Origin of the sequence: Dyella sp. AtDHG13 (assembly GCF_003201105.1) — a bacterium.
In the GTDB taxonomy this organism is placed as follows: Bacteria; Pseudomonadota; Gammaproteobacteria; order Xanthomonadales; family Rhodanobacteraceae; genus Dyella; species Dyella jiangningensis_B.
The window spans coordinates 461,910-474,496 of the sequence record NZ_QICJ01000001.1; the positions used below are offsets into that span (position 1 = coordinate 461,910).

The window sequence follows — 12,587 nt, forward strand, 5'->3', positions numbered from 1 at the left end:
TGCGGTGGTTGAGGATAGTCCAGCCCATCGTCTACTTGGCGCGACGATGGCGCACGCTGTCGCGCACGTCCACGTCGAACAGCAGTTCCAGTGGCTCGCCCTCGCCGCTTTCCAGCACAAACGTCAGCCCGTCGCGGGACGGCAAGGTGGCCGCGTAGGCGCGCAGGGAGTCTTCGGGCAGGTCGATCGTCCAGGCGACCGCCGGCCCACTGAAGCGTGCCGCCGCGCCGGCCACCGCGCGCAGCGTGCACGACAGCGACATGTCGTGTGTAAAACGCGTATGCGAAACCACGGGCTGGCCCACCAGCAGGCTGGCCAGCTCCACCTCGCCGATGCGCACGCGCAGGCTCTGCCCTTCGATCTGCAGTTTCATGATGCGACTCCTTGAGGGTCTGATCCGCCGAGCAGCGGCTCGTCGGGATGCAGGCTCGCCACGATGACTTGCGCGCCTGGCGCGACGGGGCCGGCGTCTTCCGGCAGCACGATCCAGGCCCCGGCCTGCGCGAACGGCTGGATGCGGAACGGCTGCTGCTGCGCGAGCACCTGCGCATGAAGCCGGCCGGTTTCATCCTGCGTCACGCGACCCCGCAGGAAATGGCGCAAGCCGGGCTTGGGCTGCTGCGGCGTATCGAGCACGGCCTGCCACGCGGGTTCGGCCGCCTGCCCACGCATGGCGCGCAGCAGCGGCGCGATGAAAAAGCGCAACCCCACCGCCACGGCCATGGGCGTACCGGGCAGGCCGAACACCATCGCATCGCCCAGCATCGCCGCCAGTTGCGGCTTGCCGGGGCGAATGCCGACCTTGTGGAACAGCAGGCGCGCGTCGAGTTCCGCCAGGGCGTCGGGCACGAAGTCGTAGCGTCCCATCGACACGGCGCCGGTGCTGACGATCAGATCGACACCCGCGCGTTGCGCACGCCGCATGGCGTCGGTGAAGCTCTGTCCGGTGTCGTCCACCGTTTCGCAAGACAGCACGTGCGCGCCCATCGCGGCGAGCGCCGCCGCGAGATACGGACCGTTGGAGGCGTAGATCTCGCCATCGCGCAGCGGCTGCGACGGATCCGCCTGCAATTCCTTGCCGGTGCAGATGATCGCCACCCGTGGCGCGCGCACCACCTCCACCGCGGCGATACCAAGCGCCGCGAACAACATCACGTGACTGGCCGCCACGCGGGTGCCGGCGGAGGCGATCACAGTGCCTTTCGCAACGTCGCTGCCGGCGTAACGGACGTTGGCCGTCGGCATCACCGCATCGAGCAGGCGGATGCGCGCGGGCGAACCGTCAGGCCGGCGTTCCAGCAGTTCCGTATGCTCGACCGGCACCACGGTATCGAGCCCATCGGGTAGACGCGCGCCGGTCATGATTTCCCAGGCCATGCCGGCGGATGCGCGCCGCGCATCGCCCGCGGCCTGCGAACCCTGCACCGCATGCTCCGAACCTGCCGCAAGCGCTTGCGGGGCGTGCAGGGCATAACCGTCCATCGCCGAATGATCGAACGAGGGCAAGTCCATCGGGCTCACCACATCGCGCGCCAGCACCTTGCCCACGGCCTCGCCCACCGGGTACGACAGCGCCTCTAGCCGCCTGGCGTGCTGCAAGATCCGCTGAAGGGCGTCGTGGTAAGCAATCATCCGAAGTCGTGGCCTGTGTCGTCGCGCGGGAAGCTGCCTCCCCGCCATGCTCTGCGCGGGGGCTGCCGTATGCAAGCGGCCAAGCTACCTTGATACGATGCGCGGTGTCGACCGAGGCCGTCCGCGCCCGGTCGACACGCGACCGTTTGCCGCCGCAACCGCAGGAGAACCGCCCGTGTCCGACCGCGCAGAGACATCGCCGGGTGTTGCCGTCCGCACGGTCGACCGCTGGCGAAACGGCGCGTCGTCGCACGAGGAAGACCTCATCGCCGAGGAAATCCCCGTCGCCATGGTCTACAACGGCGCCAGCTTCGCCGTGATGATGGCCTCGCCGCACGACCTGGACGATTTCGCCCTGGGTTTCTCGCTGACCGAGCGCCTGGTCAACGACGCATCGCAACTGCTGCAGCTGGAAACGCATGCCCTGCTCGAAGGCATCGAGCTGGCCATGCGCGTCACCGACAACGCTCCGGGCGCGCATCTGGACAAGGCGCGGGAACGCCTGCTGCCGGGCCGCAGCGGCTGCGGCATCTGCGGCACGCGGGACCTGGAAAACGCGGTGCGCCACGACGGCGCGGCGGGCGCTGGCCCCAGTCTGACCCGCGAAGCACTGGAACGCGCGCTGCAGGAACTCAAGGCGCGCCAGCCGATGAACCTCGCCACCGGCGCGGTGCACGCGGCGGCCTGGGCCGATGCCTCGGGCCATATTCTTCATGTGCGCGAGGACGTCGGCCGCCACAACGCGCTGGACAAGCTGATCGGAGCCATCCATCGCGCTGGCGTTGATGTGGATGCGGGATTCGCCCTGGTCACCAGCCGCGCCAGCTACGAAATGGTGACCAAGGCGGCGAGCGTCGGCATCGCCGTGCTGGCCGCGATCTCCGCGCCGACGGCACTTGCTGTCGAACTTGCGCGCAGTGCGGGCATTACGTTGATCGGCTTTGCGCGTCCGGGGAGTCACAATGTGTATACGCATCCGGAGAGGCTGGGGCCCTAGCCTTTTTCGACATCACCGTTTCGACATCACCGCGAGGTTCACTCCCCTCACCGTCATTCCGGCGCAGGCCGGAAGGGCTTTTCAACAGCCGAAGGGCTGGTCATCCAGTGGCCTCGGTGCACGGTTTTCGCGAAAGAGCCAAAAGTTCTGGCTGCACGCGACAACCAACCATCGTCGCTACTGGATTCCGGCCTGCGCCGGAATGACGAGCAAGGTAATGGGTGCTCACACGAGATTTTGAACAAGCGCCTTGCAATCAAGGCCGATCGGTCGTCCCACCATCCACCACCTCGATGATGGTGACACTGCGCACCCAGCGCGCAGGTCGCTTGTCGCCGGGAACGAGCAGGCGCAGCGGCCCGTCCTTGTCCAGCGGCTTGCCGTCGCGCGTATCCACCAGCAGCACCTGCGTGTGCCCCAGCGTCGGATCGAGATCGGCCAGCCCGAACACCACCTGGTACTTGTCCGCGGCCGTGACTCGGACGAAGGATGCCAGCGCCTTGCCACGCAGCGGCTTGTCCAAGGGCACGCCGGCCTTGGCCAGCACGTCTTCCAGCTTTACGCCGCGCCACTGGGCGGCTGGCTCGTCGTGTGCCGAAGCGGTGACCTCTTCATGCGGCATGCCAGCCAACGCAGCGGCGTCGAGCGTCAGCGCGGGCTTGCCCTGCACCCTCACGCTTACGCCCGCGGGAGCGGGCGACACGGGCGCATCGGCAGCGTTCGCCAAGAAGGCGAGACACGTGGCAAGCATCAAGCACCCGAAGAAGTACTTAGTCGACAGCGTTGTTGCCATGCACAGCTCCTTTTGTCATGGAAATTCACATCGCCTCTACTGCCAAGCCGGCCGGCGATACGTAGACTTTGCCCGTTCGCATCCAAGCATGCTTTGCCAGCCGTCACCAAGATCGATGGCTGGACTGACTCAGGTCAGCACCCCAGGGGTTACATCGCTCTAGCTTAAGCGCAGATAGGGGTGAGCCGTCCTGCCGAGAGGAGGTGCGCGTGGAACCGACGACCAACCCAAGCTCGCGCCAGCAGGAACGCACCGCGTTTCTGCTGCTGCTCGTGCTGTTTCCCGTGCTGTCGGTGATGTTCATCGCCGCCTTCGGCTTTGCCGTGTGGTTCTGGCAGATGTTCGTGAGCGGGCCGCCCCATGTCTGACGCCATCGCCTCCCCGCAAGGGAATGCCATGAAGGACGAGCACCACATTTCCAGCCTCGTCGTGCTGCATCGCCCGGATGCCATCGCCGCGCTCGGCGCCTTCGTGGAGCAGCACGCCGCGCTGGACATCGCCGTTCAAGGCGATTGCCGCTGCGTGGTGGTGTGCGAGACCGACAGCCAGCGCGCCGTGATGGACCACATCGACGCGCTGGAAGCCCTGCCCGGCGTCATCAACGTATCGCTGATCTACCACCACGTGGAACCCTGCGCCGTGATGGACGACGTGGTGCACACCGCGGCAACGCCCCAAGGAGTCGACGCATGACGCTGAACCTGACGCGACGGGAATTCATCCGCAACACCGCCGTGGCGGTGGCCGCGAACGTGGCCGGGCTGGCCGTGCCCGCCAGCGCCACCAACGTGCTGCTGGAAGGCGACCTGACCCAGCTCAAGTGGAGCAAGGCGCCCTGCCGTTTCTGCGGCACCGGCTGCGGCGTCAATGTGGCGGTGAAGGATGGCCGCGTGGTGGCCACGCACGGCGACCAGCTGGCGGAGGTCAACCGCGGCATCAACTGCGTGAAGGGTTATTTCCTCTCCAAGATCATGTACGGCGCGGACCGGCTCACCGCGCCCCTGCTGCGCAAGAAGGATGGCGTCTACGCCAAGGACGGCACGTTCACCGAAGTGTCGTGGGACGAAGCCTTCGACGTGATGGCGCAGCAGTTCAAGCGCGTGCTCAAGGAGAAAGGCCCCGAGTACGTCGGCATGTTCGGTTCCGGCCAGTGGACGGTGTGGGAAGGCTATGCCGCCAACAAGCTGTTCAAGGCCGGCTTCCGCAGCAACAACCTGGACCCCAACGCACGCCATTGCATGGCCTCGGCCGTGATGGGCTTCATGCGTACCTTCGGCATGGACGAGCCGATGGGGTGCTACGACGACATCGAAGCCGCCGACGCCTTCGTGCTGTGGGGCTCGAACATGGCGGAGATGCACCCGATCCTGTGGACACGCGTGACCGACCGGCGGCTGTCCAACCCCAACGTCAAGGTGGCGGTGCTGTCGACCTTCGAGCACCGCAGCTTCGAGCTGGCCGATATCCCTATCGTCTTCACGCCGCAGACGGACCTGGTGATCCTCAACTACATCGCCAACCACATTATTCAGAGCGGCCGCGTCAACCAGGATTTCGTCGACAAGCACACCACGTTCAAGCGCGGCGTCACCGATATCGGCTACGGCCTGCGTCCGGACAATCCGCTGGAGGTGAATGCGAAAAACGCCAAGGATCCGAACGCCGGCGAAGCCATCGACTTCGAGCAGTTCGCCGCCTTCGTCAAGCCCTACACGCTGGAAAAAGCCGTCGAAATGACGGGCGTGGAAAAGGGCTGGCTGGAAAAACTGGCCGAGTTGTACGCCGACCCGAAGACCAAGGTCGTGTCGTTCTGGACCATGGGCTTCAACCAGCACACGCGCGGCGTGTGGGCCAACAACATGGTCTACAACCTGCACCTGCTCACCGGCAAGATTTCCACGCCGGGCAACAGCCCGTTCTCGCTCACCGGCCAGCCATCCGCCTGCGGCACCGCGCGCGAAGTGGGCACCTTCAGCCATCGCCTGCCGGCCGACATGGTGGTGACCAACCCCGAGCACCGCAAGCACGCGGAGGAGATCTGGAAGATCCCGCACGGCATCATCCAGCCCAAGCCCGGCTACCACGCCGTGCAGCAGAACCGCATGCTGCGCGACGGCAAGCTCAGCGCGTACTGGGTGCAGGTGAACAACAACGTGCAGGCCGGCGCCAACCTGATGCAGGAGACCTACCTCGGCTATCGCGACCCGCGCAACTTCATCGTCGTGTCCGATGCCTACCCTACGGTCACCGCGCAGTCGGCCGATCTCATTCTTCCCGCCGCCATGTGGGTGGAGAAGGAAGGCGCCTACGGCAATGCCGAGCGCCGCACGCAGTTCTGGCATCAGCTGGTGAAGGCGCCGGGCCAGGCGCGCTCGGACCTGTGGCAGCTGATGGAATTCTCCAAGCGCTTCACCACCGACGAGGTGTGGCCCGCCGACATCCTCGCGGCGAACCCGCAGTTCAAGGGCAAAACGCTGTTCGAGGTGCTGTACCGCAACGGCAACGTGGACAAGTTCCCCAGCTCGGACATCGAAGCCGGCTACGACAACGACGAAGCGGCCGCCTTCGGCTTCTACGTGCAGAAAGGGCTGTTCGAGGAATACGCCACGTTTGGCCGCGGCCATGGCCACGACCTTGCACCGTTCGACGATTACCACAAGGCGCGCGGCCTGCGCTGGCCCGTGGTCGACGGCAAGGAAACGCGCTGGCGCTATCGCGAAGGTTCCGACCCGTACGTGAAGGCGGGGACGCAGTTCCAGTTCTACGGCAACCCTGACGGCCGCGCGGTGATCTGGGCCCTGCCCTATGAACCGCCCGCCGAGATGCCCGACAAGGAATACGACCTATGGCTGTCCACCGGCCGCGTGCTGGAACACTGGCATTCCGGTTCGATGACCATGCGCGTGCCCGAGCTGTACCGCGCCGTCCCTGAGGCGGTGGTGTTCATGAACCCCGACGACGCCCGCGCGCGCGGACTCAAGCGCGGCGACGAAGTGAAGGTGATCTCCCGCCGCGGCGAAATGCGCTCGCGGGTGGAGACGCGCGGACGCAACCGCCCGCCGCCGGGCCTGGTGTTCGTGCCGTGGTTCGACGCCGGCCAGCTGATCAACAAGGTGACGCTGGACGCGACCGATCCCATCTCCAAGCAGACCGACTACAAGAAGTGCGCGGTCAAGGTCGTGGCCGTCTAGGAGAACCATCCATGCGCGACAAGTCTCTGATGCTCATCGCGGTGCTGGTGGTGCTCGTGGCCGCCGCCGTGGGCTTTGCCGTCGGCAGGAAATCCACGCCCGAGCCGCACGTGGCCGCCGCTAGTACGACGACAACGCCCGCCGCCGCGAGCACGGCCGAACCCGTGGCGGCCGGCGACCAGATCGACGCCATCCGCCGGGGCGCGCCGGTCAATCAGGAAATCGCACCGCCCTTGATGGCGCGCGTGGAAAACGCGGACGTCAAGCGCAACCGCGCCTACCCGATGCAGCCGCCGACCATTCCGCACGCGATCGACAACTACCAGATCGACAAGAACTCCAACCGCTGCCTGCTGTGCCACGCGCGCGCCAACGCCGACAAGTTCCAGGCGCCGCCGGTCAGCGTGACGCACTACATGGATCGCAACGACCAGTTCCTCGCCACCATTTCGCCGCGCCGCTACTTCTGCAACCAGTGCCACGTGGTGCAGACCGACGCCAAGCCGCTGGTCGCCAATACCTTCAAGGACATCGACACCATCCTGTCCGAAGAACAAGACAAGAAGGCGAACTGACCATGTGGCCACGACTCAAGCGTTGGCTGCTCGCGCTGTGGCGGACCGTTCGCCGCCCAAGCATCCACTACAGTCTGGGCTTTCTCACGCTCGGCGGCTTCATCGCGGGCGTGCTGTTCTGGGGCGCGTTCAACACGGGCCTGGAGATGACCAACACCGAAGCGTTCTGCACGGGTTGCCATGAAATGCGCGACAACGTGTTCCAGGAACTGAAGACGACCATCCACTACACCAACCGCTCCGGCGTGCGCGCCACCTGTCCCGACTGCCATGTGCCGCACAAGTGGACGGACAAGATCGCCCGCAAGATGCAGGCGTCCAAGGAAGTCTGGGGCAAGCTGTTCGGCACGGTGGACACGCGCGAGAAATTCCTCGACCACCGCCTTGAACTGGCCGAGCACGAATGGGCGCGACTCAAAGCCAACGATTCGCTGGAATGCCGCAACTGCCACAACTACGCGTCGATGGACCTGACGCGGCAATCGACGCGCGCCGCCGAGATCCACAAGCGCTGGCTGGGCACGGGCGAGAAGACCTGCATCGACTGCCACAAGGGCATCGCGCATCACCTGCCGGACATGACGGGAATTCCGCAGGGGTAAGCGCGGTCCGCGCCACTCAGGCGTGCGGCGGCCCCTTCAACTCGACCATGTTGCCCTGCGGGTCGTACAGGTAGATGGACGGGCCCTCGCCCTTGGCGCCGTAGCGCGAGCCCACTTCGCCCACGCGCACGCCGTGCGCCTTCAGGTGCGCCACGATGGCGGCTTCGTCGTAGCCCTCCACCTGCAGGCAGAGGTGGTCCATGTTGTGCCCCTCCGCGCCTGGGCCGGCGCCACCCACGCGGCCGAGCTTGCCGTCCAGCGCGACCAGATCGATCAGGGAATCCCCGGCACGCAGCTGCACCAGCCCGATCTCGTCCTGCCGGCGCTCCTCCCGGCAGCCGAGTACCTCGCAGTAGAAGCGCTGCATGGCGGCCACGTCGGCCACGCGCAGCACCACGTGGTCGATCCGGGTGAGCTGGAACGGGGGTTTGGGCATGGGAAGCTCCGTGAACAGATTGGCCATGTTAGAGCGTCGGACTGGCCTCAGCGCCTAATTCGCCTCACCGTCCTTCCGGCGCAGGCCGGAATCCAGTAGCGAATGCGTAAGATGGGCGCGATATCTCCCGCTCTTGGGCCCGTTCGCGAAAATCCAACGTGGAGGCCACTGGATTCCGGCCTGCGCCGGAATGACGGTGAGGGAGAATGGCGTGCGGGAAGATCATGAACGGTCTCTCAGCTCCCGCTGAGACCCAATCCGCACCCAGGGAAGCAATCCCGGCCAAGGCCCCCTATAATCGCCGTTTAGCGTGTGGTGGGAGAAGCGGCGGGAGCCGCTGCCGAAGGCGCAACGCCCGTAATCGCTCAGGCCCCATACCATCACCCGCACCAACACTCTGGAGAGACCGGTTCAATCCGGCGCCGAAGGGGCACGAAGCCTGGGTTTCACCGCCCTGCCTTCCAAACTCTCAGGCAAAAGGACAGAGGGGCGCTTCGCGTGCGGCTTGCACGTTTCCTACGGACGCCCCTGCCAATGAGTCAGAACGCCAACCCTTCCCTGCGCGACCTCGAGCACCACGACGCCTTCATCGAGCGTCACATCGGCCCCAACGAAGCGGAAATCGCCACCATGCTGGCGCTGCTGGGCTACGACTCGCTGGAAGCGATGACCGACGCCATCGTGCCGGGCAAGATCAAGTCGCCCGCGCCGCTCGCCCTGCCGGCGCCGATCACCGAAGTGGAAGCGATCGCCAAGATCCGCGCCATCGCCGACAAGAACCAGGTGTTCAAGAGCTTCATCGGCCAGGGCTACTACGGCACGCTGACCCCGAACGTCATCCTGCGCAACATCCTGGAGAATCCGGCGTGGTACACGGCCTATACGCCGTACCAGGCGGAGATCTCGCAGGGCCGCATGGAGGCGCTCATCAACTTCCAGACCATGTGCGCCGACCTCACCGGCATGGAGATCGCCAACGCGTCCCTGCTCGACGAGGGCACCGCCGCCGCCGAGGCGATGACGCTGGCCAAGCGCTCGGCCAAGTCCAAGTCCAACACCTTCTTCGTTTCCCGCGCCGTGCACCCGCAGACGCTGGAAGTGCTCAAGACCCGCGCCGAGGCGATGGGCATCGACCTGCACATCGGCGACGACAGCGAAGCGGCCAGCGTCGACAGCTACGGCGTACTGCTGCAGTACCCCGACACCTTCGGCCGGATCAACGACTACAAGGCACTGGCCGATGCCGTGCACGCGCGCCACGGAGTGGTCTGCGTGGCCACCGACCTGCTCGCCCTGACCCTGATCGCCGCGCCGGGAGAATGGGGCGCCGACATCGTGGTGGGCAATACGCAGCGCTTCGGCGTGCCGTTCGGCTTCGGTGGCCCGCACGCCGCCTTCATGGCCTGCCGCGACAGCTACAAGCGCTCCATGCCGGGCCGCCTGATCGGCGTGTCCATCGACGCCGAAGGCAAGCCGGCCTACCGCCTCACCCTGCAGACGCGCGAGCAGCACATCCGCCGCGAGAAGGCCACCTCCAACATCTGTACCGCGCAGGTGCTGCTGGCCGTGATGGCGAGCATGTACGCCGTGTACCACGGTCCGGAAGGCCTCACCCGCATCGCCCGCCACGTGCATCGCCTCACCGCGATCCTGTTCGCTGCGCTGCGCCAGGCCGGCGTCGCCGCCGACGCGCACTTCTTCGATACGCTGCACATCACCGGCGTGGATGCCGAAGCACTGCACGCCAAGGCACGCGCCGCCGGCTTCAACCTGCGCGCCATCGACACCAGCAGCGTCGGCGTCAGCCTGGATGAAACCACCACGCGTGCCGACGTCGTTGCGCTGGCCGAGGTGTTCGGCGCCAAGATCACCGATATCGATGCCCTCGACGCCAGCGTGCACGACGCGCTGCCGCCGCAGCTGCTGCGCACCACCAAGTTCCTGACCCACCCGGCCTTCAACACGCACCACAGCGAGCACGAGCTGCTGCGCTACATGCGTTCGCTGGCCGACAAGGACCTGGCGATGGATCGCACCATGATCCCGCTGGGCAGCTGCACCATGAAGCTCAACGCCACCGCCGAGATGATCCCGGTGACGTGGCCGGAGTTCGCCAACATCCATCCGCTGGCGCCGGCCGACCAGGCCAAGGGCTACAAGCAGCTCATCGACGAGCTGGAAGCGATGCTGGTGGAATGCACCGGCTACGACGCGGTCAGCCTGCAGCCGAACTCCGGTGCGCAAGGCGAATACGCCGGCCTGCTCGCCATCCGCGCCTACCACCGCTCGCGCGGCGAAGGCCACCGCGACATCTGCCTGATCCCGGAATCGGCCCACGGCACCAACCCGGCCTCCGCGCAGATGTGCGGCATGCAGGTGGTGGTGACCAAGTGCGACGCGAACGGCAACGTGGACGTGGCCGACATCCAGCGCGCCGCCGAGAAGTTCAGCGACCGCCTCGCCGCGCTGATGATCACCTACCCGTCCACGCACGGCGTGTTCGAGGAAGACATCGTCAAGATCTGCGAGATCGTGCACCAGCACGGCGGCCAGGTGTACACCGACGGCGCCAACATGAACGCGCTGGTCGGCGTGGCCAAGCCGGGCAAGTGGGGTTCGGACGTCTCGCACCTCAACCTGCACAAGACCTTCTGCATCCCGCACGGCGGCGGCGGCCCGGGCGTGGGCCCGTGCGCGGTGAAGTCGCATCTTGCCCCCTTCCTCCCGCGCACGTTCGGCGGCGAAGGCACCGTGGGCATGGTTTCCGCCGCGAGCTTCGGCTCCGCCTCCATCCTTCCGATCAGCTGGATGTACATCACCATGATGGGCGCCGCCGGCCTGCGCCGCGCCACCCAGGTGGCCCTGCTCAACGCCAACTACATCGCCAAGCGCCTGGCGCCGCACTACGAGACGCTCTACACCGGCCGCAACGGCCTGGTGGCGCATGAGTGCATTCTCGACCTGCGCCCGCTGAAGGACGCCACCGGCATCGGCGCGGAAGACGTGGCCAAGCGCCTCATCGACTTCGGCTTCCACGCCCCGACGCTGAGCTTCCCCGTCGCCGGCACGCTGATGGTCGAACCGACCGAAAGCGAGTCGCAGTACGAGCTGGACCGCTTCATCGACGCGATGATCCAGATCCGCGAGGAAATCCGCGCCGTGGAAGAAGGCAAGCTGGACCGCGAGGACAACCCGCTCAAGCACGCGCCGCACACCGCCGTGATGGTGTCGGCTTCCGAATGGACCCACGCCTACCCGCGCGAACTGGCCGCCTTCCCGCTGCCCAGCCTGCGCTTCCAGAAGTACTGGTCGCCGGTGGCCCGCGTGGACAACGTCTACGGCGACAAGAACGTGTTCTGCAGCTGCGTACCGGTGGAAGCGTTCAAGGGCGAGATCGAAGCCTTCAGCGAGCCGAACGTGGCGTAACGACGTTCCGCCTCGATGCGACACCAAGGGCCCCGCAGGGGCCCTTTCCTTTCACGTCCGAGTGCACGGGCCGCTTGAGTTAACTGGCGGCAAATGCCAACGGATCAGGCTGTCGCTAACGCCTACGGCGAGCCGCCATGATCAGGCTTGCTCCCGTGGGTAAGGTAGTGCCATGCGCAAGGCGATGACGCTCGCGTACGAGCAATCGCTCCATGGCGCGCACTATGAGGCCACCTTCGGTACCGTGAGCCACTTCGGCGGTCGTCGAGCGATGCAGCCCAAGCCTGTACGGCAACACGCGCACCACCGCAATCGGCAGGAGCAGAGGCGAGAAGAAATAGGAGGAAAACTCGATATCGAAGAACGGTGCCACCAATTTCTGGATCGATGCCTTGGTGTAACGCCGGAAGTGCCCTGCCAGTACGTCTGCATCCGACCACATCCAAGTGTAGGCCGGTACGGTAAGAAAGAGCATGCCGCCCGGTTTCAGGATCTCCGCCAGTTCGCGGATGAAGCCGTGGTCGTCCTCCACGTGTTCGATCACATCGAAGACCCCTACCGCAGCCGCCGAACCTTTGGCTACGCCCGCGTCCGACAGTGTCGAGCAGATCACGCGTGGTATGTGCCGCTTAAGGCGAGCGTTCGTCGCCCCTCGCTGGCCTGGCTCGACCAGCACCACGTCATGTCCCTCGTCCAGGAGCCGCCTGGCGACGTAGCCGTTGCCGCCGCCGACGTCATAAAAGACTCCATCGACGGGATAACGCCGCACCATCGACGCGATGCATTCGTTGCGATGACGAAACCAGAAGGACGTGTCCTCGACCCCGAAACAGGTGTCGTGGTCCTCGTCCGCATAAGAAACGTTATCAGGCGAGTGCGTCGGGTGCGTAGTCAACGGAAACAGGTCCTCGTGCCAGCCCGATCCAAAAAAAGAG

Annotated in this window: 12 protein-coding genes and 1 riboswitch; of the genes, 7 read left to right on the forward strand and 5 right to left on the reverse strand. The window is 65.9% G+C overall.

The genetic code is table 11. The features are described 5' to 3' along the window. Window positions 1-31 precede the first annotated feature (31 nt). Window positions 32-373: a hypothetical protein gene (locus tag BDW41_RS02045; protein ID WP_074547132.1), complete on the reverse strand. Its 342-nt coding sequence runs from the start codon at window positions 371-373 to the stop codon at window positions 32-34. Beyond that, a complete protein-coding gene (gene glp / locus BDW41_RS02050) occupies window positions 370-1,632 on the reverse strand; it encodes a gephyrin-like molybdotransferase Glp (RefSeq protein ID WP_074547131.1) in 1,263 nt (420 codons plus the stop codon). Before glp ends, BDW41_RS02045 begins: the two co-directional genes overlap by 4 nt. A 175-nt stretch (window positions 1,633-1,807) precedes the next feature. Here glp and fdhD point away from each other — a divergent pair, with 175 nt between their 5' ends. Then, entirely contained in the window at window positions 1,808-2,629 is an 822-nt protein-coding gene (gene fdhD, locus BDW41_RS02055; RefSeq protein WP_074547130.1) for a formate dehydrogenase accessory sulfurtransferase FdhD, read from the forward strand. 256 nt (window positions 2,630-2,885) lie between these two features. Here the strand turns inward: fdhD and BDW41_RS02060 are convergent, their stop codons facing one another. Continuing rightward, window positions 2,886-3,422, reverse strand: coding sequence for a molybdopterin-dependent oxidoreductase (locus BDW41_RS02060; RefSeq protein WP_199535247.1), 537 nt, complete (start codon window positions 3,420-3,422; stop codon window positions 2,886-2,888). Window positions 3,423-3,631: 209 nt separating this feature from the next. On the opposite strand from BDW41_RS02060, the gene BDW41_RS02065 reads away from it, so the two are divergent. From BDW41_RS02065 to BDW41_RS02085, 5 genes are read left to right on the forward strand one after another with little or no spacing between them, the layout of a single operon-like run. After that, window positions 3,632-3,790 carry a nitrate reductase gene (locus tag BDW41_RS02065; RefSeq protein WP_074547128.1) on the forward strand — a complete coding sequence of 53 codons (159 nt, stop codon included), beginning with the start codon at window positions 3,632-3,634 and terminating at the stop codon, window positions 3,788-3,790. Further along, on the forward strand, window positions 3,783-4,115 hold the full coding sequence (locus BDW41_RS02070) for a chaperone NapD (protein WP_233496738.1): 333 nt from the start codon (window positions 3,783-3,785) through the stop codon (window positions 4,113-4,115). Before BDW41_RS02065 ends, BDW41_RS02070 begins: the two co-directional genes overlap by 8 nt. After that, window positions 4,112-6,613: a periplasmic nitrate reductase subunit alpha gene (napA, locus tag BDW41_RS02075; RefSeq protein ID WP_233496739.1), complete on the forward strand. Its 2,502-nt coding sequence runs from the start codon at window positions 4,112-4,114 to the stop codon at window positions 6,611-6,613. The genes BDW41_RS02070 and napA overlap by 4 nt, the downstream gene beginning before the upstream one ends. 11 nt (window positions 6,614-6,624) lie before the next feature. Next, window positions 6,625-7,188, forward strand: coding sequence for a nitrate reductase cytochrome c-type subunit (locus BDW41_RS02080; RefSeq protein ID WP_074547126.1), 564 nt, complete (start codon window positions 6,625-6,627; stop codon window positions 7,186-7,188). 2 nt (window positions 7,189-7,190) lie between these two features. Next, complete coding sequence (locus BDW41_RS02085) at window positions 7,191-7,790, forward strand: cytochrome c3 family protein (protein WP_074547125.1); 600 nt, start codon at window positions 7,191-7,193, stop codon at window positions 7,788-7,790. 16 nt (window positions 7,791-7,806) lie between these two features. Here BDW41_RS02085 and BDW41_RS02090 read toward each other — a convergent pair whose 3' ends face one another. Further along, complete coding sequence (locus BDW41_RS02090; RefSeq protein ID WP_074547330.1) at window positions 7,807-8,226, reverse strand: VOC family protein; 420 nt, start codon at window positions 8,224-8,226, stop codon at window positions 7,807-7,809. Window positions 8,227-8,613: 387 nt separating this feature from the next. Further along, a riboswitch (glycine riboswitch) is annotated at window positions 8,614-8,721 on the forward strand. Window positions 8,722-8,760: 39 nt separating this feature from the next. Here BDW41_RS02090 and gcvP point away from each other — a divergent pair. Next, window positions 8,761-11,652, forward strand: coding sequence for an aminomethyl-transferring glycine dehydrogenase (gene gcvP / locus BDW41_RS02095; RefSeq protein ID WP_074547124.1), 2,892 nt, complete (start codon window positions 8,761-8,763; stop codon window positions 11,650-11,652). A gap of 115 nt (window positions 11,653-11,767) precedes the next feature. Here gcvP and BDW41_RS02100 read toward each other — a convergent pair whose 3' ends face one another. Next, window positions 11,768-12,547 (reverse strand): class I SAM-dependent methyltransferase, encoded by a 780-nt coding sequence (locus BDW41_RS02100; protein WP_074547123.1) that lies wholly within the window; start codon window positions 12,545-12,547, stop codon window positions 11,768-11,770. Window positions 12,548-12,587 lie beyond the last annotated feature (40 nt).

What these genes read in the sequence shown, in the direction of transcription:
- BDW41_RS02045 (WP_074547132.1), bottom strand. Translation starts at nt 373, where the DNA reads ATGAAACTGCAGATCGAAGGGCAGAGCCTGCGCGTGCGCATCGGCGAG.
- glp (WP_074547131.1), bottom strand. Translation starts at nt 1,632, where the DNA reads ATGATTGCTTACCACGACGCCCTTCAGCGGATCTTGCAGCACGCCAGG.
- BDW41_RS02060 (WP_199535247.1), bottom strand. Translation starts at nt 3,422, where the DNA reads ATGGCAACAACGCTGTCGACTAAGTACTTCTTCGGGTGCTTGATGCTT.
- BDW41_RS02070 (WP_233496738.1), top strand. Translation starts at nt 3,783, where the DNA reads ATGTCTGACGCCATCGCCTCCCCGCAAGGGAATGCCATGAAGGACGAG.
- napA (WP_233496739.1), top strand. Translation starts at nt 4,112, where the DNA reads ATGACGCTGAACCTGACGCGACGGGAATTCATCCGCAACACCGCCGTG.
- BDW41_RS02080 (WP_074547126.1), top strand. Translation starts at nt 6,625, where the DNA reads ATGCGCGACAAGTCTCTGATGCTCATCGCGGTGCTGGTGGTGCTCGTG.
- BDW41_RS02085 (WP_074547125.1), top strand. Translation starts at nt 7,191, where the DNA reads ATGTGGCCACGACTCAAGCGTTGGCTGCTCGCGCTGTGGCGGACCGTT.
- BDW41_RS02090 (WP_074547330.1), bottom strand. Translation starts at nt 8,226, where the DNA reads ATGCCCAAACCCCCGTTCCAGCTCACCCGGATCGACCACGTGGTGCTG.
- gcvP (WP_074547124.1), top strand. Translation starts at nt 8,761, where the DNA reads ATGAGTCAGAACGCCAACCCTTCCCTGCGCGACCTCGAGCACCACGAC.